Here is a 17341-nt window from a genome sequence, read left to right as displayed (position 1 = left end):
TTTTTTACGCCTTTCTTTATTAAGGCAATTGCCTTTTTTCGATACGAACTTCTAATCGTATCATCAACTGTCCTAAAATCTTCTTTTTCCATAGGACAAATATACAACTTTTTTATGAATATATTACCGCTAGGTTAATATTGGTTTAGGACTTGCTCGTCTTGGAAACTTATTGAAATTTATACCATATTCATTAATTGTTGGTTTTACCAGCGGAATTGCATTAATAATATTTTCCTCACAGATAAATGATTTTTTCGGACTTCAAATTGAAAAAGCACCTGCAGATTTTATTGAAAAATGGTTAGTTTATTTTAATAATTTTCATCACATCAATTTGTATGCAATAGCGATAGCTATAGCAACAGTACTAATTACAATCTATTTTCAAAGGATTGTAAAAAAAATACCAGGTTCAATAATTGCAATTCTTGTTTCAACATTAGTCGTAAAATATTTCAATATACCTGTTGATACAATTGAAACTAATTTTGGAGAAATTCCAAGAACTTTTAATGCCCCTTCAATTCCGCATTTTGATTATCAAACCATAAAACATTTAATTCAACCTGCTTTTGCAATCGCATTGTTAGGCGCAATTGAATCACTATTATCCGCAGTAGTTTCAGATTCTATGATTGGTGCAAAACACCGTTCAAATGTAGAATTGTTAGCCCAAGGATCTGCAAATATTTTTAGTGCATTATTTGGAGGGATTCCGGCAACAGGTGCTATTGCTAGAACTGCGACAAACGTTAAAAATGGAGGCAAAACTCCAATTGCAGGCATTATTCATGCTTTTGTTCTTTTAGCCATTATGTTATTATTTGCTCCTTATGCTAAACTCATCCCCATGTCGTGTCTAGCAGGTATTTTAATTGTTGTTGCTTATAATATGAGTGAATGGAGACAATTTAAATCTATTTTAAAAGGTGATAGAATGGATATTATTATCCTTCTAACTACCTTTTTACTAACAGTAGTATTTGATTTGGTAATTGCAATAGAAATTGGAATTGTTTTATCTAGTTTCATTTTTATGAAACGAATGAGTGAATCAATTCAAATTAAAAATGTTACTGGAAGTGAAAATAATGAAGTTTTATTTGAAAATGAATTTAGCGATGTTCCTGAAGAAATATTAATTTATGAAATTAATGGACCTTTATTTTTTGGCGCTGCACGGCACTTTCAAGAAACAATTTCGAATAATAATTACAATCCAAAAATTATAATTGTTAGAATGCGTTATGTACCAATGATTGATGCAACTGGATTTCAAAGTTTGAAAGAGATTACTAAATCGTTTAAACAAAAAGGGATTTTAATAATTCTTTCAGGAATTAGCCCCGAATTAAGAAAAGGATTTAGAAAAAATGGAATCTATGAAATATTAGATCGAAAATACATTGTGAAAGATATAAATATTGCGATTTCAAAAGCAAAAAAATATTTAGATTTATCAAATTAATTCAATCTATTCGACTAACTATTTCATCAGCAATTGCTAAACAAGAAGTTGCCGCAGGCGAAGGCGCATTTAAAACGTGAACATTTCCTTTATGCACTAAAATTTTAAAATCATCTACCATATTTCCATCATAATCAATTGCCTGAGCTCTTACACCCGATCGTGATGGAACCACATCATTAGTAGTTATAGAAGGCATCATTTTCTTTAACTCCTTTACAAATAGCCGTTTGGAGAAAGCTCTTTTATATTCATCAATTCCTTTTCGCCAATGTTTACCAAATAATTTCCAAGTTCCAACAAAAGTTAAGGCTTCAAAAGTATCTTTAAAACTGAAACTGGTTCTATTATAACCCTCTCTTTTAAACGTAAAAACGGCATTAGGACCGCATTCTATACTTCCATTTATCATACGCGTGAAATGAACTCCCAAAAATGGAAATTTTGGATCAGGAACTGGATACACCAAGTTCCTAATTTTATAAGAAACTTCAGGTTTTAATTCAAAATAATCACCTCTAAAACCAACAATGCGCATGTCCAATTTTAATTGGTCTTTTTCAGCAATTCGATCCGAATGCAACCCCGAACAAAATATGATTTTTGTAGCGCTAAAATCGCCTAAATTTGTTTTTAAACTAGATTTTGACTCACCTGTAGAAATTCCAATAACGTTACAATTGGTAATTAATTTACTACTTAAATTTATCGAAATTACTTTTTCAATAAAAGATTTACTTAATGCCACATAGTCTATAATCCCCGCATTAGGAACCCATATCGCTTTCAAACCAACAATAAAAGGTTCCTTTTCTTTAATTTCTTCAGCATTTAAAAAACGAATTCCAGGTGTGCCATTTTCAATTCCTCTGTTAAAAACATCTTCTAATATTGGAATCTCATTATGTTTAGTAGCCACAATAATTTTACCACAAACATCATGTTTTACATTATTTTTAATGGCAAAATCTACTAATTGAATATGCCCATTTTTACAATTTAATGCTTTATAAGAACCAGGTTTATAGTATATTCCTGAATGAATAACACCCGAATTTCGGCCAGTTTGATGCATCCCAACTTCATTTTCCTTTTCTAGAATTCCAATTGATTTAGTTGGGTATTTTAGTTGTAATTTATAGGCAGTTGCTAATCCTACGATTCCTGCTCCAACAACTATAAAATCAAATTTGTTATCTAACATATTTTGAACCTTTCATAAAGCTCAAAACTACAAATCCTGCAACAAAAAACACTGCAAGTAACAAAATAAATAATCGTAATGAATTTGTATAAGATGTTACCAAACCTGCTAATGCCATACCTACAACAATTGCAATTTTTTCTGTAACATCGTAAAAACTAAAATAGGTTGCATGGTCTTCTGTTTCATCTGGAATTAATTTAGAATAGGTAGACCTTGATAATGTTTGAATGGCACCTAAAACCAAACCAATAAAACCTCCTAAGGCATAAAACTTTAAATAAACCAAAGGATCTTCCTTATTAAGCATAAATGCACTAAAACAAGCTATGGACCAGATTAATATTGTAATTTTTAAGGCTTTAATATTTCCAATTTTTTCAGACAATCTTGAAAACACAAATGCGCCTATTACACCAACTATTTGAATAAGTAAAATGGTAATAATTAAATTACTGGTTTCTAATCCTAAATCTTTAATTCCAAATGTTGATGCCAATAAAATAACCGTTTGAACCCCAATACTATAAAGAAAAAATGAAATTAATAATATTTTAAGTTGAGCTTGTTTTTTTATTTCTTTTAAAACAAGTTGTAATTCTTTAAAACCTTTAAAAATAAAATCTTTTTCAGGCTTTCTTTTAAAAGGATTATTTGGTAACCTACTAAAAGTTACCTGTGCAAAAGCAAACCACCAAATTCCAACTATTAAAAATGAAATACGCGCTGGTAATGTAGTATCTACTATGCCATATAGCTCTGGCTTCATCACCATAGACAAATTAAAAGCTAATAACAAAACAGAACCGGTATAACCCCATATAAAACCTTTGGCGCTTACTCTATCATGTTCTTCTGGTGGCGCCACTTCTGGTAAATATGCATTATAAAAAACAATACTACCCCAAAAGCCTATGCTCGCTAAAATTGTAAAAACTATGCCAACCCCAATGGTTTCTTTTCCTGTAAAAAAATAAAGAGACATTACCGAAAATGAACCCAAAAAGCAAAAAAATTGCATAAACTTCTTCTTATTGCCAGTATAATCAGCTATTGCCGATAATATTGGTGATAAAAAAGCAACTATCAAAAAAGATAAACCTAATCCATAAGAATAGATTGTTGTATTGTGCCAAGTAGTTCCTAAAAAATTAACAATTCCTTCATCAGAACTTGTAACAGCTTCATAATAAATTGGAAAAACTGCTGTGCCAATTACCAATGAATAAACTGAATTGGCCCAATCGTAAAATGCCCATCCATTTATTAACTTTTTATCCCCTTTTTGTAACATATGCTTTTATAAAAAAAACCGTTCACAACATTGTGAACGGCTTAAATATACTATTTTTATTAAAACTTTTTATCAAATATATGTTCCTTATTGAGCATTGTATTTTTTAGCATGTCCAATAGCAGTTGGTAAATAGGCTTTCAAATTTGCAATTCTGGTTTCATTAGACGGGTGTGTGCTTAAAAATTCTGGAGGTGAATTTTTATCAGCTCTCTGGCTCATTCGTATCCAAACATTAATTGCCTCTTCTGGTTTATAGCCTGCCATAATCATAAAAACCATACCCAATTTATCGGCTTCTGTTTCGTGCGTTCTGCTATACGCCAGCATTCCCACTTGAGAACCTATACCATATACTGTATTCCATATTTGAGAATTTTCACTGTTTCTAGTGCCCAAAGCCACTCCAAGCGAAAGCCCTTGTTGAATCATTGCACTAGACATTCTTTCTTGTCCGTGTTTTGCAAAGGCGTGAGCTATTTCGTGTCCCATAACTGCTGCAATTCCATCTGAATTTGCACATATAGGTAATATTCCAGAATAAAAAACTACTTTACCTCCTGGCATACACCATGCATTCACGGTTACATCTTCAATTAAATTAAACTCCCATCTATAGCTATCTGCTTCACTTATCATTCCATTGGCACGCATAAATTTATCAACCGATTTGGAGATTCTCATACCTATGTTTTGAATTTCATTGGTCATTTTTGCGTCTTTAGATAACTTATGTTCTTTTAAAAAACCTTCATATTGGGAGAAACTTGCAGGCAATATTTCTGCATCACTTACAGCATTAAATCTTTTTCGACCTGTAATTGGCACTGTACTACAACTATACATAAATAGTGTTAACAAAAATAATGTGATAATTTTATTCATTTTTCATTTTTTTTTATGGTTTCGATTCTTATAAAGTTACAAATTCTATCTTTACAAGCAAAAATAAAGTTTTTATGATTAATACCCCTAAAATTAAACCTAATAATATACCAAAAATTCCTTCATTTATTTTAATAACGGGTAAAACATTACAATTTATTTCAAATCGTTTGGCAATTCAGTTCGTTTTAAAATTATTTGGGACCCCTTTTAAGTTTAAAACACCAATTAGAGAAAAAATGATGGCAAAAAGTGCCAAGCAACAAATGCTATTAATACCTTCATTGAAAAAAAAGGTAATGGTCTATGAATATGGCTATTCAACCAAAAAAGTATTGCTCATTCATGGATGGTCTGGTAGAGGTACTCAGTTATTTAATATTGCCGATAAATTATTAGAAAATGGATTTATGACTATTAGTTTTGATGCTCCAGCCCATGGAAAATCATCCGGAAAAACAACAATGATGACCGAATTTGTAGCCACTGCACTATTTTTAGAAAAAGAATTTGGTGGATTTGATTTTGCAATTGGTCATTCTTTAGGTGGTATGACTGTGTTAAACGCCATTAAGCAAGGGTTAAAAATTAAAAAAGCTGTTATTATTGGTTCTGGAGATATTATTTCTGACATTATTTCCGATTTTATTTCTAAGTTAGAACTTAAACAACAACTTGTTCCTAAGGCAATTTCCTATTTTTATAATAAATACGGTGTAGATATTGATGATTATTCAGCAAGTTTTGCTGCAAAAAGTTTAACTACACCAGTTTTAGTAATCCACGATACACAAGATTTTGATGTTCTTGTAAGTTGTGCCTATAATATTCGTCAAAATTTAGTAAACGGTCAATTATTAATAACTAATGGACTTGGACATAGAGGTGTTTTAAATGATCCAAAAGTTATTAGACAGCTTGTAGAATTCATTAAAAAATAAAATCAACATGAGAAAAACAATTTTTGTTATATTCACTCTCATCCTAATATCTTGTACCGGATACACCCAAAAAGAAAAAAAATCTAACATAATGGATACTACTAAAAAAACAGAAGCCGAATGGAAAGCCATCTTAAGTCCTCAACAATATTATGTTTTAAGGGAAAAAGGAACTGATGCACAAAGTTCCGGAGGTTACACCTCTCATTTTGAAAAAGGAACCTACCATTGTGCTGCTTGTAATCAACAATTATTTGAATCGGGCAGTAAATTTGAATCGCATTGTGGCTGGCCTTCTTTTGATGATGCTATTAAAGGTACTGTTAAAAATGTGGTTGATAAAAGTCATGGGATGTTTAGAACCGAAATAATTTGCACCAAATGCGACGGACACCTAGGTCATGTTTTTGATGACGGACCAAAGGAAACCACTGGTTTACGCTATTGTGTAAATACATCTTCTATTAAATTTGTAAAAAGTAACGAGTAAATTGTATATGTCAAACGTAAATCCAAATGCGACCAAACTTATAGACGATTATATGAAAGTAGAGAACCTTTTGCATCAGCAATTTGTTCAGTATTAAGAGAATTAATTCATCAGTCCGAAAATGAAGTTATTGAAGATTGGAAATGGAAAAGTCCTATTTAAAAAAAAAATGAAATGGTTTGTGGGTTTGCAGCATTTAAAAAACATGTATCACTTACCTTTTTTAAAGGAAGTTTAATAGTTGATCAACATCAATTATTTTCAGCGATTGTTCTGCTCAGCACATGAGAACCATAAAATTTACAGCTATTTCTGAATTAAATAAAAATCAGTTAATTGATTATTTAAAAGAGGCCTTTTTAAATTCAGAACAAAACGCTAAACATTTCGTTAAAAAAACTTCAGAAAAAATATCTTTTGAAATTCCAGAAATACTTCAAAATGAACTGAATAACAACAACCTAGCTAAAGAAAATTTTGATAACATGGCATATACATATCGTAAAGAATATGCACTTTATATTTCAGATGCCAAACGAGAAACAATCAAACTAAGTCGTTTAGAAAACGTGATTCTGAATTTAGAACGAAATATAAAAATGCATGAACAGTATAAATGCTAATGGCATTGTATTAAACAATTAAAGTGAAATTCATACCAAATACACAAATGCACTTAAAAAATTAAGTGCATTTTTAGTATATTTGTACCCTCTAAAAAAGAAGCAAGAAACTATGTTTAATAATTTAAGTGAAAAATTAGATAAAGCCCTACACGTTTTAAAAGGGCATGGTAAAATTACTGAAGTAAATGTTGCTGAAACTTTAAAAGAAGTAAGAAGAGCTTTATTAGATGCTGACGTTAACTTTAAAATTGCGAAAAATTTTACAACTACTGTTAAAGATAAGGCCATTGGACAAAACGTATTAACTACGTTAAATCCGGGACAATTAATGGTAAAAATTGTAAAGGACGAGCTAACAACCTTAATGGGTGGTGAAACCGTTGGTTTAAATCTTTCTGGAACTCCAACAATTATATTAATGGCAGGTTTACAGGGTTCTGGTAAAACAACTTTTTCAGGAAAATTAGCTAACTTTTTAAAAACTAAAAAAACAAAGCAAGTTTTATTAGTAGGATGTGACATTTATAGACCTGCCGCAATAAATCAATTAAAAATTGTAGGTGAACAAATTGGTGTTGATGTTTATGCCGAATTAGAAAATAAAAATCCAGTTGAAATTGCTTTAAATGCACTTAAATATGCAAAAGCAAATGGTAAAAATGTTGTAATTATAGATACCGCTGGTCGATTAGCCGTTGATGAGCTAATGATGTCTGAAATTTCAAACATTCATAAAGCAGTTAAACCACACGAAACGTTGTTCGTGGTTGATGCTATGACTGGGCAAGATGCCGTAAATACAGCAAAAGCATTTAATGATATTCTTAATTTTGAAGGTGTTGTTTTAACTAAACTAGATGGTGATACCCGTGGTGGTGCAGCTTTATCTATAAAAAGTGTTGTAAATAAACCTATTAAATTTATTGGTACAGGTGAAAAAATGGAAGCGATTGACATTTTCCATCCTGACCGTATGGCCGATCGAATTTTAGGAATGGGGGATGTTATTTCCTTAGTTGAGCGGGCACAAGAGCAGTATGATGAGGAAGAAGCACGTAAAATACAAAAGAAAATTGCAAAGGATCAATTCGGTTTTGATGATTTCTTGAAACAAATTCAACAAATCAAAAAAATGGGAAATATGAAGGATTTAATGGGAATGATTCCTGGGGTTGGAAAAATGATGAAAGATATTGATATTGATGATAATGCGTTTAAAGGTATTGAAGCCATAATTCATTCTATGACTCCTTCTGAAAGAAGTGAACCTAAACTAATTGATTCCAACAGAAAAAAGAGAATTGCCAAAGGATCTGGAACTACAATACAAGATGTAAATCAACTTATGAAACAATTTACTCAAATGAGTAAAATGATGAAAATGATGCAAGGTGGTGGAAACAGACAAATGATGCAAATGATGAAAGGAATGGGGAAATAAACTGTTTAGCAAACAGTTTTCAGTTTCAGTTGGTAGTACTATTAAATTTAAGAATAAAAAATAATGAGCTTTAAAAATTTACTTGCATACCAAAAAGCTTTTGAACTTTCCATGGAAATATTTGAGTTATCAAAATCTTTCCCTAAAGAAGAAACCTATTCATTAACTGATCAAATTAGAAGAAGTTCTAGATCCGTTTGTGCTAATATTGCTGAAGCTTATCGAAAAAGATTATATCCAAAACACTTTATAAGTAAATTATCAGATTCAGATAGTGAAAATTCTGAATCACTAGTTTGGATTGATTTTTCCAATTCTTGTAATTATATTAATTCCGAACAACATCAAAATTTAACAACTAAAGGTATTGAAGTTGGAAAACTAATCAATTTTATGATTAATAATCCTGAAAAATTCGGTGTAAAAACTGTAAACTGAAACTGATTTACTGTAAACTAAAATAATATGATAATTCTTGACGGTAAAAAAACTTCATCCGATATAAAAGTTGAAATAGCAGAATCTGTAAAACAACTTAAAATTCAAGGTAAAAAAACACCACATCTTGCAGCTATTTTAGTTGGAACTGATGGAGCAAGTATGACCTATGTAACTAGCAAAGTAAAAGCATGTGAATTGGTAGGGTTTAATTCTACCTTAATTGAATTACCTGAAGAAACTTCTGAAGAAAAATTACTAAACGAAATTGAAAAATTAAATAACAATAATGATATTGATGGCTTTATTGTACAACTGCCATTACCTAAACATATTGATGAACAAAAAGTGGTAGAAGCTGTAAATCCGACCAAAGATGTAGATGGTTTCCACCCAACAAATGTTGGAAGAATGGCGCTCGATTTACCATGTTTTTTACCCGCAACACCTTATGGAATTTTAGAATTATTAGAGCGTTACCAAGTTGAAACCCAAGGTAAACATGTAGTAGTAATTGGAAGAAGCCATATTGTAGGTAGACCAATGAGTATTTTAATGAGTCAGAAACGTAAAGCTGGCGATGCAACAGTTACCATTGCACATAGCAGAACTAAAAATTTAAAAGAGCTTACATTACAGGCCGACATTATTGTTGCAGCACTCGGTATACCAGAGTTTTTAACAGGAGATATGGTAAAACAAGGCGTTACCATTATTGATGTTGGAATTACTAGAGTGGGAGATGCTACTAAAAAAAGTGGGTACCGTCTAGCAGGTGATGTTCATTTTGAAAGTGTAAGTCCTAAATCAGCATTTATAACACCCGTTCCAGGTGGTGTTGGTCCTATGACCATTGCAATGCTTTTAAAAAATACTTTATTAGCCTGTGAACTGAAAGTTTAAATAAAAGTGTATTTTAGACTCTTATTTATGTGCTTTTGACCGATTCTAAATTTTTGTTAGATAATAAAGACTTTGTCTTATTTGGCAACCAACATCTGGTTGTAGTAATTTTATTATTCTTTTTTGGTATCATTTTAATTTTATGGGCTCAAAAACAATCGAATCAAACTCAACTAAAAACGGGTTTTTTTTTCGCTTTTTCATTATCCTCAACCGTATTAATTTGGATCTTTCTTAAAATTTATTTAAATGGCTTTGATATAAAAAACGATTTGCCATTTCACTTATGTAATTTTATAGCACTATTTCTTCCTCTTTTCACCATTTACAGAAAACAAGTGATTTACGATATTTTACTATTTTGGATTTTGGCGGGTACATCTCATGCTATTATAACACCTGATTTACAACAGGGCTTTCCAAATTTCGTGTTTTTTAAATATTGGTACGTACATGCAGGTTTAATAATTTTTATTTTTTATGCAACTTTCATTTATAAAATGAGACCAAATTTTAAAAGTATTTTTATTTCATTTTTAGCATTTCAAGGGTATCTCTTACTTATGCTATTTATTAATAAGGTAACAGGAGCAAATTATCTATACACCAACCAAAAACCCGATGGAGAGACACTTTTGACCCATCTAGGTGATTGGCCCTATTATATTTTTATGGTAGAATTATTTATACTCCCTTATTTTTTAATAATTTATCTCCCCTTTCATTTGACAAGAAAAAAGCAACAGCAATAAACTATTCTCTGTGCACCAAATCTATAGAAAAAGCTGGTAAACAAACAGCTAAATATTCACATTCTTGCTCAAAAGGATTGGAATACTGAACTCGTACACCTTTCTTAATTTGAATTGATTCTCCGGCTTTTAAAACAACTAATTCTCCATTTATATTAAATTGCTTTTTCCCTTTTATAATGTATGTATATTCTTCAAATTCAGGAGTTTGAAATGGTTCAATCCAATTTGGAGGAGCAACCATGTAAGCAATACTTATAGGTGAATTATTGCTTCTTCCAAAATGCTCTTCAATTTGTTTTCCATCGGTTGTTGAAATAACAAACGGGCTTTTTTGTACTATATATTTTTTCATAAGTTCATGTTTTATTCAAAAATAAGCGGTTTATAGCAACAATAAAAATGAAACCATATTTATTCTAAAAATTAATAGTGATTAACACCCATAAATCGTAACTTGGAGTATTATTTCTTCTTTGTACTTTTTAAAACTTTTGATTATGAAAATTACATTTTTAGGAGGAGCTGGAACGGTTACAGGCTCAAAAATATTAGTTGAAACCAATTACAATAAAATTCTTATCGATTGTGGCTTGTTCCAGGGTTTAAAGGAACTTCGACTCCAGAATTGGAAAAATTTACCATTTGATATTTCCCAATTAGATGTTGTTTTGCTAACACATGCTCATTTAGATCACTCTGGTTATTTACCAATTTTAACTAAAAACGGTTTTAAAGGTAAAATTTACTGCACATATCCCACTCAAAAATTGACTGAAATTATTTTATTGGACAGTGCCAAAATTCAAGAAGAAGATGCCATACAAGCCAATGCATACAGTTTTTCGAAACATGAGATAGCCAAACCTTTATATACCACTATAGAAGCCAAACAAACTATAAAAAATCTGACTCCCGTTGAAATGGATACTTGGATTACATTGTTTAAAAATATAAAATTTAAATTTTCAAATAGTGGTCATATTTTAGGAAGTGCCTTCATAAGTTTAACTATTAATGGTAAAACCATTGTTTTTTCCGGTGATTTAGGTCGCAAAAAACCAATTATATTGGCTCCATACAGTTATGTTAAAAACGCTGATTATTTAGTATTAGAATCTACCTATGGAAATAGGTTACATCCAAACGTTGCGATACTTAAGCAATTAGAAACCTATATAAATTTAACGTTTTCTAAAAAAGGAATTTTGATAATTCCATCTTTCTCTGTAGAAAGAGCACAGGAAATTATTTATTTACTGAGTATTTTAAAGAAAAATAATCAATTGCCTGCAATTCCAATTTATTTAGATAGCCCAATGGGAGTAAATGCCACTGAGGTTTATTTTAAATTTAAAAATGATCATATTCTTCAAGATCAAGATTTAAATAATATGCTCAAAACAGTTCAGTTAATTAAAGATGTTGCAACTTCAAAAGCTATTGTAAACGATAAAAATCCAAAAATTGTGATAGCAGGAAGCGGTATGATAACAGGCGGAAGAGTACTTCATTATTTAGAAAAAACAATTTCAAGTACAAAAAATAGCATACTTATGGTTGGTTTTCAGGCAGAAGGAACCAGAGGAAGAGCATTGATTTCTGGTGAACCTGAACTTAAATTTTTTGGACAATATTTTAAAGTTAATGCTGAAGTATTTAAAATTAACGATTTTTCTGGTCACGCCGATCAAAATGAACTTTTAGATTGGATTAAATATTTAAAAAAACCGCCTATTTTAACCTTTATAAATCACGGAGAACCACATCAAAGTCAGGCACTTAAAACTAAAATAATTACGAATTTGAACTGGAATTGTACCGTAGCCCAAATGAATAAAACTTATATCTTAGATTAATTAAATCGAGTTGTTTTTTATATAATCATGCACACTTTTTGAAATTGAAATACCATTGTTTAGTAAAGGGTCTGAGATTTCTTTTAATGCTACTGTTTTTAATGGAATAACCCCAGCCCAAATAGGTAGATTGTAATCTTCTTTTTCATCACCTGGAGGTCCAGTTCTAATTTTGGCTGATGCTTCATTAATTTCAATTTTCAAAATTTTAGTCGCTTTTAACTCTTTATCAGAAGGTAATCTGACTTCCTCCCATCTCCCGGGAATAATTTGATTCGAAATTACCTCCAAAGCTTTGTAACGCTCCTCTTCACTTGTTATAATAGTAGCATTTCCAAAAACAGTTACAGATTCATAATTTAACGAATGATGAAAGGCTGAACGAGCCAATACAATTCCATTAGTTTGCATTACATTAATAGATATAGGAAGCCCTTTTTCAAGGGTTACTAACATTCTACTTACAGTTGCACCATGAATATAAATTGAATCTCCTAATCTTCCATAAATTGTTGGAATAATTACTGGGTATCCTTCATACATAAATGCAATTTGACAAATAAAATTCGCATCTAATATTGGATATATGGTTTCTTTATCATAAAAACCTCTTTTTGGAATTCGTTTGACTTTAATTTTGGAAGAAGGTTTCATCTATTTATAATTTATATTTATTTGTATAAAATAAAAAAATAATGACTTGATTTTATGTGATTTCACCATTAATATTGAGTTTATTTTTTATTTAGTTAAACCAAATGGTGAAAAATTTAATTTTTGCATGTTCTGGAATTTGATCTAAAGAAATTTCTTCTCTGGTAAAATTTAACATACCTAGTTCTTTTTTATCAATTGCAATGGTTGCATTTAATTCATCAATAAAAAGAGTAGCTGATGTTAACGTGGATTCAACCCTATCTATTTTATACGCCTTATTTATCTCTTTAAATGTAGATATCAATGAAATCCCTTTAATTGTTTTATATTTTAAATCAAATATTTGAATACTTCTTATTTTAATTAAAGAATCTTTTTCATTTTCGACAGCAATTTCTAACATTTTATCACCTGATTTTGAATAAATTATATATTCATCATCTTCCAAACTAAAAAAGCCTTTTCTAATTTCTTTATTATTATCAAATAAATTTATTACAAGACTATCATTTTTAAACAACGATTCAAATTCAGTTATACTTGTTTTTTCAGTTATTAAACCTACTCTTCCTTTATCAATTGTAAACTCATTATTTTTTTTACAACCTACTATAAAAACAATAGCTATAATTATATAAATACTCTTTTTTATATTTATCATTTCATTTTTTAGTTTTTGATATAACGCTAATTTTTAATGATTATTTAAAGAACTCGTTTTAAAATTCCTAAAATTCCTCTTATAAAAGTTGCACTTGTCACAACTTTTAGAATCGGATTCATTCTGTTACTAGTCCTCTTTCTAGAAGTTGGTCTAGCAGGTTCACTTTCCTTTTCTTTGTCCTTATCCCTAAATGCTTGCTCATTTATTTTTTCAATTTTTTTATTTAATATCTCATAGGCACTCTCCCTATCAACAGTTTCATTATATTTAGAAAACAGTCTTGATTCTTCAATTAAATATTTTAATTCTACATCGGTCAAAATATCCATTCTACTTTTAGGAGCGCATAACATTGTTGCAGCTAATGGCGTTGGAATTCCGTTTTCATTTAAAACTGAAATAAAAGCCTCCCCAATTCCTAAACTTGTTAATACTTCATCAACATCATAATATTCAGAATCTGGATAGTTTTCTGCAGCTAATTTAATGGCTTTTCTATCTTTTGCTGTAAATGCTCGTAGTGCATGTTGAATTTTTAAACCTAATTGTCCTAATACATCTTCAGGAACATCATTTGGGTTTTGAGTTACAAAAAACAAACCAATTCCTTTTGACCGAATTAGTTTTACAATACTTTCAATTTGTGATACTAAAGCTTTAGACGCTTCTTTAAAAATTAAATGTGCTTCATCTATAAAAATAACCAGCTCTGGTTTTGCACTATCTCCTTGTTCAGGAAAAGTACTGTAAATCTCAGCTAATAATTGCAACATAAAAGTCGAAAATAGTTTTGGTCTATCCTGAATATCTGTCAATCTTAATATTGAAATTATTCCATTACCATCCACATCCTTTCGAACCAAATCTTGAACATCAAATGAGCGTTCACCAAAAAACAAATCACCTCCTTGTTGCTCAATTTCAATTACTTTTCTTAATATGGCACCAATACTTGCTGGAGAAATTAAACCATATTCTCTCTGAATTTCTGCCTTGCCTTCTTCTGAAGCAAATTGAAGTACTTTTCTGAAATCATTTAAATCTAATAATGGTAATTTGTTGTCATCACAATATTTAAAAATAATAGAAACAATGCCACTTTGAGCGTCGGATAAATCCAAAATTCGAGATAACAAAACTGGACCAAATTCCGAAACTGTCGCACGCAAACGAACACCGTTTTGCTCAGAAATTGAAAGTATTTCAACAGGAAAGTTTTTAGCTTCAAAAGGAATACCAATTGCAGCATGCCTTTCATCAATTTTAGGATGACCCAAACTTCGTTGTGCCAAACCACTTAAATCTCCCTTAATATCCATCAATAAAACCGGAATGCCTTTTTCAGAAAGGGCCTCTGCCATTACTTGAAGTGTTTTTGTTTTTCCTGTTCCAGTAGCTCCTGCAATTAATCCATGTCTGTTTAGCGTTTTTAAAGGAACCTTCACAAAAGAATTTTTCATTGTTTCTCCGTCTAACATTGCTGAGCCCATTAATAAAAAATCACCTTTTGTTAAATATCCCTCATTAATATATTGAAAGAACGTCTCTTTTCTGTTCATTGTTTTTATTTTTGATAAAAATAAGATTAATTCATTAAATTAAAAATAACATTAGAATTTAGTTTGCAATAATTATAAGTTGTTATGTTTATATTTGCATTATGAAAATTGAAAACATCAAACAACTTATAAAAGAAGGCAAAATGCTTCCATTAATGGAGGAATTTTACACCATACAAGGCGAAGGATTCCATACTGGTAAGGCCGCATATTTTGTTAGAATTGGCGGATGTGATGTGGGTTGCCATTGGTGTGATGTTAAAGAAAGTTGGAACGCTAATTCACATCCTCCTACATTAACACAAAATATTGTAAATAACGTTAAGGCCTTTGCAAAAACCGCTGTTATTACAGGTGGAGAACCACTGATGTGGAATATGAATGATTTAACTAATTTATTGCAAGAGAATAATATTAAAACACATATTGAAACATCTGGAGCATACCCATTAAGCGGTGCTTGGGATTGGATTTGTTTATCTCCTAAAAAAACAAAACTTCCAATGGCTGACATTTTTCTAAAAGCTCATGAATTAAAAATGATTATTGCAACTAAAAACGATTTTAAATTTGCTGAAGAACAAGCTTTAAAAGTAGATTTTAATTGTGAATTATATTTACAACCTGAATGGAGCAAACGCGAAACTATAACTCCATTAATTGTAGATTATGTTATGAAAAATCCACAATGGAAAATTTCACTCCAAACTCATAAGTATTTAAATATCCCTTAACAAAGGAATTATGGAAAATATAATTGTAAAAGAAGCAACATTAAATGATGCTCAACTTATTGCACTTTTGGGTAGAATTACCTTTACTGAAACATTTGGTCATTATTTTAGAAATCTAGAGGATTTGCAAAATTATTACAACAATACTTTTTCAGTTGAAAAAATAAAAAATAGTATTTTAAATCCTAATAACGTTTTTTGGATCGCTTTTTACAATCAATTACCTGTAGGTTATGCCAAATTAAAATTAAATTCTACATCTAATTTTATTGAGCACAAAAAAACCTCTCAACTTCAAAAAATATATGTATTGAAGGATTTTTTAACAAAACAAATTGGAAGAGAATTACAAAATTGTGCCATTGATAGAGCTTTAGTTTATGGAAGTAAACAAATTTGGCTATCAGTCCTTCAAAGCAATATAAGAGCTATTTCTTTTTACACCAAAACAGGTTTTACAAATATCGGGACACACAATTTTCAAATAGGGATTGAAGATTTTAATTTCAATGTAATGCAAAAATATTTAACTTAAATTTTTTCTAAAGCCAATTTGTAAACTAATTCAAATTGTTCGTCTATACTTAGATCTGAATTATCAATTTCAATAGCATCAACTGCTTTTACTAAGGGAGAATCATCTCTTGAAGTATCTATTAAATCTCTCATTTCAATATTTTGTAAAATATCATCATACGTGACTTTATCACCCTTTTTAATTAACTCATCAAACCTCCTTCGTGCCCTATTAGATGAAGAAGCAGTCATAAATAATTTAAGTTCTGCCTTTGGAAAAACTACTGTGCCAATGTCCCTCCCATCCATTACAACCCCATTTTTAATACCCATTTCTTGTTGCTGTTCGACTAATTTTTTTCTTACTTCTGATATTTCAGCAATTTTACTCACGTAATTAGAGACTTGCAAGGATCTAATTTCTAATTCAACATTTTTACCATTTAAATATATTTCAGCAAATCCTAAATTAGCATTGAATTTAAAATTTAAATGAATTTTATCTAAATCTTCAATTAATTTTTCAATATAAAAATAACTTTCACTTATAATATTATTTTTAAGCGAATATAAAGTAACCGCTCGGTACATTGCTCCAGAATCAACATACACATAGTGCAATTTTTTGGCCAATTGTTTAGCAATAGTACTTTTACCAGTTGATGAAAAACCGTCTACTGCTATTGTTATTTTTTTCAATTCTAGTAATTTTAAATATGATACAAAGTAAAACTAAAAATAATTTATGAATGAATAATACATAAATTATTCCAAAAAAAAACCTTCAACACTTAAGTTGAAGGTTTTCAAAAGAAAGGCAGTGACATACTCTCCCACCATAATGGCAGTACCATCTGCGCTGATAGGCTTAACTTCTCTGTTCGGTATGGGAAGAGGTGAGCCCTAT

The 17341-nt window shown here is 30.2% G+C and carries 19 protein-coding genes and 1 rRNA gene; 11 read left to right on the top strand and 9 right to left on the bottom strand.

Annotated features, from left to right (window positions below; all coding sequences use genetic code 11):
* Window positions 1-139 precede the first annotated feature (139 nt).
* Window positions 140-1471 (top strand): SulP family inorganic anion transporter, encoded by a 1332-nt coding sequence (locus Q8S45_RS05205; RefSeq protein ID WP_305601882.1) that lies wholly within the window; start codon window positions 140-142, stop codon window positions 1469-1471.
* A gap of 1 nt (window position 1472) precedes the next feature.
* Here Q8S45_RS05205 and lhgO read toward each other — a convergent pair whose 3' ends face one another.
* The 3 genes from lhgO to Q8S45_RS05190 form a co-directional block, all read right to left on the bottom strand.
* Complete coding sequence (gene lhgO / locus Q8S45_RS05200) at window positions 1473-2675, bottom strand: L-2-hydroxyglutarate oxidase (RefSeq protein WP_305601880.1); 1203 nt, start codon at window positions 2673-2675, stop codon at window positions 1473-1475.
* Complete coding sequence (locus Q8S45_RS05195; RefSeq protein WP_305601878.1) at window positions 2665-3969, bottom strand: MFS transporter; 1305 nt, start codon at window positions 3967-3969, stop codon at window positions 2665-2667. Before Q8S45_RS05195 ends, lhgO begins: the two co-directional genes overlap by 11 nt.
* Before the next feature lie 87 nt (window positions 3970-4056).
* Window positions 4057-4854: a M48 family metallopeptidase gene (locus tag Q8S45_RS05190; protein ID WP_305601876.1), complete on the bottom strand. Its 798-nt coding sequence runs from the start codon at window positions 4852-4854 to the stop codon at window positions 4057-4059.
* A 74-nt stretch (window positions 4855-4928) separates the two neighbouring features.
* Here Q8S45_RS05190 and Q8S45_RS05185 point away from each other — a divergent pair, with 74 nt between their 5' ends.
* From Q8S45_RS05185 to Q8S45_RS05155, 7 genes are all read left to right on the top strand, one after another.
* Window positions 4929-5795, top strand: coding sequence for an alpha/beta hydrolase (locus Q8S45_RS05185; RefSeq protein WP_305601874.1), 867 nt, complete (start codon window positions 4929-4931; stop codon window positions 5793-5795).
* 7 nt (window positions 5796-5802) lie between these two features.
* Complete coding sequence (gene msrB / locus Q8S45_RS05180; RefSeq protein ID WP_371132984.1) at window positions 5803-6285, top strand: peptide-methionine (R)-S-oxide reductase MsrB; 483 nt, start codon at window positions 5803-5805, stop codon at window positions 6283-6285.
* 284 nt (window positions 6286-6569) lie between these two features.
* The gene (locus tag Q8S45_RS05175; RefSeq protein WP_305601872.1) at window positions 6570-6908 is read left to right on the top strand and encodes a YdeI/OmpD-associated family protein; all 339 of its coding nucleotides are present in this window, start codon (window positions 6570-6572) and stop codon (window positions 6906-6908) included.
* 112 nt (window positions 6909-7020) lie between these two features.
* On the top strand, window positions 7021-8352 hold the full coding sequence (ffh, locus tag Q8S45_RS05170; RefSeq protein WP_305601871.1) for a signal recognition particle protein: 1332 nt from the start codon (window positions 7021-7023) through the stop codon (window positions 8350-8352).
* A gap of 63 nt (window positions 8353-8415) precedes the next feature.
* Window positions 8416-8790 carry a four helix bundle protein gene (locus Q8S45_RS05165; protein WP_305601869.1) on the top strand — a complete coding sequence of 125 codons (375 nt, stop codon included), beginning with the start codon at window positions 8416-8418 and terminating at the stop codon, window positions 8788-8790.
* 27 nt (window positions 8791-8817) lie between these two features.
* Window positions 8818-9693, top strand: a complete 876-nt coding sequence (locus tag Q8S45_RS05160; protein WP_305601868.1) for a bifunctional 5,10-methylenetetrahydrofolate dehydrogenase/5,10-methenyltetrahydrofolate cyclohydrolase — start codon at window positions 8818-8820, stop codon at window positions 9691-9693.
* A gap of 53 nt (window positions 9694-9746) precedes the next feature.
* Window positions 9747-10445 carry a TIGR02206 family membrane protein gene (locus Q8S45_RS05155; protein ID WP_305601866.1) on the top strand — a complete coding sequence of 233 codons (699 nt, stop codon included), beginning with the start codon at window positions 9747-9749 and terminating at the stop codon, window positions 10443-10445.
* A 1-nt stretch (window position 10446) separates the two neighbouring features.
* Here the strand turns inward: Q8S45_RS05155 and Q8S45_RS05150 are convergent, their stop codons facing one another.
* Window positions 10447-10800, bottom strand: a complete 354-nt coding sequence (locus tag Q8S45_RS05150; protein WP_305601864.1) for a cupin domain-containing protein — start codon at window positions 10798-10800, stop codon at window positions 10447-10449.
* Window positions 10801-10945: 145 nt separating this feature from the next.
* On the opposite strand from Q8S45_RS05150, the gene Q8S45_RS05145 reads away from it, so the two are divergent.
* On the top strand, window positions 10946-12304 hold the full coding sequence (locus Q8S45_RS05145; RefSeq protein WP_305601862.1) for an MBL fold metallo-hydrolase RNA specificity domain-containing protein: 1359 nt from the start codon (window positions 10946-10948) through the stop codon (window positions 12302-12304).
* Here Q8S45_RS05145 and Q8S45_RS05140 read toward each other — a convergent pair whose 3' ends face one another.
* The 3 genes from Q8S45_RS05140 to Q8S45_RS05130 form a co-directional block, all read right to left on the bottom strand.
* Window positions 12305-12958, bottom strand: coding sequence for a pyridoxamine 5'-phosphate oxidase family protein (locus Q8S45_RS05140; protein ID WP_305601860.1), 654 nt, complete (start codon window positions 12956-12958; stop codon window positions 12305-12307).
* Between the two features lie 91 nt (window positions 12959-13049).
* On the bottom strand, window positions 13050-13622 hold the full coding sequence (locus Q8S45_RS05135; RefSeq protein WP_305601859.1) for a hypothetical protein: 573 nt from the start codon (window positions 13620-13622) through the stop codon (window positions 13050-13052).
* Between the two features lie 44 nt (window positions 13623-13666).
* A complete protein-coding gene (locus Q8S45_RS05130) occupies window positions 13667-15184 on the bottom strand; it encodes a helicase HerA-like domain-containing protein (RefSeq protein ID WP_305601857.1) in 1518 nt (505 codons plus the stop codon).
* A gap of 101 nt (window positions 15185-15285) precedes the next feature.
* Here Q8S45_RS05130 and Q8S45_RS05125 point away from each other — a divergent pair, with 101 nt between their 5' ends.
* Together Q8S45_RS05125 and Q8S45_RS05120 are read left to right on the top strand one after the other, a co-directional pair.
* Entirely contained in the window at window positions 15286-15918 is a 633-nt protein-coding gene (locus Q8S45_RS05125; RefSeq protein WP_305601855.1) for a 7-carboxy-7-deazaguanine synthase QueE, read from the top strand.
* Between the two features lie 10 nt (window positions 15919-15928).
* Window positions 15929-16453, top strand: coding sequence for a GNAT family N-acetyltransferase (locus tag Q8S45_RS05120; protein ID WP_305601853.1), 525 nt, complete (start codon window positions 15929-15931; stop codon window positions 16451-16453).
* On the opposite strand, the gene cmk is transcribed toward Q8S45_RS05120, so the two are convergent.
* Both cmk and rrf read right to left on the bottom strand, forming a co-directional pair.
* On the bottom strand, window positions 16450-17133 hold the full coding sequence (gene cmk / locus Q8S45_RS05115; RefSeq protein WP_305601851.1) for a (d)CMP kinase: 684 nt from the start codon (window positions 17131-17133) through the stop codon (window positions 16450-16452). The two genes, Q8S45_RS05120 and cmk, sit on opposite strands and share 4 nt — an antisense overlap.
* 113 nt (window positions 17134-17246) lie before the next feature.
* Window positions 17247-17341, bottom strand: a 5S ribosomal RNA gene (gene rrf, locus Q8S45_RS05110); the annotation flags it as partial.

Origin of the sequence: Lutibacter sp., from assembly GCF_030692605.1 — a bacterium.
Classification (GTDB): Bacteria; Bacteroidota; Bacteroidia; order Flavobacteriales; family Flavobacteriaceae; genus Lutibacter.
Note: the sequence above shows the minus strand (reverse complement) of the source record. Positions and strands in the feature narration are given on the sequence as shown.